Annotated in this window: 1 protein-coding gene; it reads left to right on the top strand. The window is 39.9% G+C overall.

Translation table 11 applies throughout. From position 1 onward, the window contains the following. Positions 1-118 precede the first annotated feature (118 nt). Entirely contained in the window at positions 119-1,195 is a 1,077-nt protein-coding gene (locus U859_RS0130185) for an IS110 family transposase (protein WP_025146925.1), read from the top strand. The last annotated feature ends 51 nt before the right edge of the window (positions 1,196-1,246 follow it).

Below are 1,246 nucleotides of genomic sequence, written 5' to 3'. Positions count from 1 at the left end.
TTTTTTACTTCTTAAAGTCAGGACAGTACCTATTGACCAGATCACAGTATCCGGATCAGCGATTAACATGAGCAAAGACTGAGAGTAGTTTCTGGTTGTCTTATTCTAATTATAGACTATGAGCAATCTAAAGTATTCAATCGGGATCGATGTGTCCAAAAAAGATTTTCACTGTTGCCTTTCGGTTATCGATACGGAGCAGTCTGTAAAGGTTAAATCTACCCACAAGTTCACGAATTCTACATGGGGGTTTAAGCTCCTGATTGAATGGGTAAGGCGTAACAGAAAAGAGGATTTACAGGTCTTCTGTGTGATGGAGGCCACTGGTGTATATCATGAGCAGCTTGCCTGGTATCTACATGACAAGGATTTTTCAATAAGCATCCTTCTGCCCAATAAAGCGAAGAAGTATCTTCAGGCAAACGGTGCCAAGTCCAAGAACGACAAAATAGATGCACGAGGCCTGGCACAGATCGGGGCTGAGAAAAAACTTGATCTCTGGATACCACCGAGCCGGAAACTTTATAACCTGAGAAGCTGTACACGCCAGCATCAGAGTCTGAGCGAAATGCACTCCGCGATCAATAACCAGCTTGAAGCGATCACCCATAGCCAGTTCCAGAGTAAGGATATTATCAGGCAGATGAAAAAAACAATGCGCCTGCTGGAGCAGCAAATAAATGAAATGGATAAGATTATTGAGGAAATAGTTAAGGAGGATGAGGTACTTAACTTCCATTACAAAAATATATCGGAGATAAAAGGTATAGCTATGCTTTCATTTGCAGTGATTGCGGCTGAGACGAATGGTTTTGTGTTGTTCAAAGATGCGGGATCACTTGTCAGCTACGCAGGCTATGATGTGGTTGAGAATCAGTCGGGAAACCATGTCGGTCGGACCAAGATCTCCAAAAAAGGAAATTCAAGGATAAGAAGAATCCTACATATGCCAGCACTATGCGCTGTTCGTGAGGATCAGCCACAATTTAAGAATCTATACCAAAGAGTTTATAAAAGAACAGGTATAAAGATGAAAGGATACGTTGCTGTGCAGAAAAAATTACTGGTAATGGCATATTACCTATGGAGAAAAAAAATGAAATATCAAGCTGATTTTGATTACTCGGAAAAAATAATAGCCCCTGAAAAATCAGAGGCTACACATGATAAAATTCCAGAAGGAAGATTTCACTAAACAAATTTATTAAAAAATATCAACTTTAATTTGGTTTTGAAGACAGTACCT

The sequence above is a fragment of the Pedobacter jeongneungensis genome, from assembly GCF_000633455.1.
In the GTDB taxonomy this organism is placed as follows: domain Bacteria; phylum Bacteroidota; class Bacteroidia; order Sphingobacteriales; family Sphingobacteriaceae; genus Pedobacter; species Pedobacter jeongneungensis_A.
This window is presented reverse-complemented; position numbering and strand designations above follow the sequence as displayed.

What these genes read in the sequence shown, in the direction of transcription:
- U859_RS0130185 (WP_025146925.1), top strand. Translation starts at nt 119, where the DNA reads ATGAGCAATCTAAAGTATTCAATCGGGATCGATGTGTCCAAAAAAGAT.